Raw genomic sequence first — 571 nt, 5'->3', positions numbered from 1 at the left:
GGTGAACGCTGCCACGGCCCCGGCTTCGTTGATGCCGGGGTGGATCAGCTGGCCCTGGGCGGATTCTTTGTAGGCCAGGACCAGGTCGCGGTCCACGGACAGGTAGTTCTGGCCGCCGGGGTTGTAGATTTTCGCCGTCGGGAAGAAGGCATCCATGCCGAAGGTCCGGGATTCGTCCGGGACGATGGGCACAATCCGGTGGCCGAACTTTTTGTCCCTGATCAGGTCCTTGAGCAACCGGACAAACGCCATGGTGGTTGCCGCTTGCTGCTTGCCTGTGCCGCGCTTGGCCACGTCAAACGTCTTGGCCTCGGGCAGCTCAACGGGCTGGTGGTCCGGCCGCCGTTCCGGCACGGCACCGCCCAAGGCACGGCGCCGCTCATGGAGGTAGGCAATCTCCGGCGCATCATGGCCTGGATGGAAATAGGGCGGGCTGTACGGATCTTCCTCCAGACGGGCATCGGATATTGGAATACGGAGATAATCCCGGAATTCCTTAAGGTCCTCTAGGGTGAGTTTTTTCATTTGGTGGGTGGCGTTGCGGCCTTCGAAGTGGGGTCCGAGTCCGTAG

The 571-nt window shown here is 62.0% G+C and carries 1 pseudogene; it reads right to left on the bottom strand.

The features are described 5' to 3' along the window. Positions 1-571: pseudogene (locus FNL14_RS23045) on the bottom strand (pyruvate dehydrogenase (acetyl-transferring), homodimeric type); the annotation flags it as partial.

The sequence above is a fragment of the Pseudarthrobacter sp. B4EP4b genome (genome assembly GCF_006680095.1).
Lineage (GTDB): Bacteria > Actinomycetota > Actinomycetes > Actinomycetales > Micrococcaceae > Arthrobacter.
This window is presented reverse-complemented; position numbering and strand designations above follow the sequence as displayed.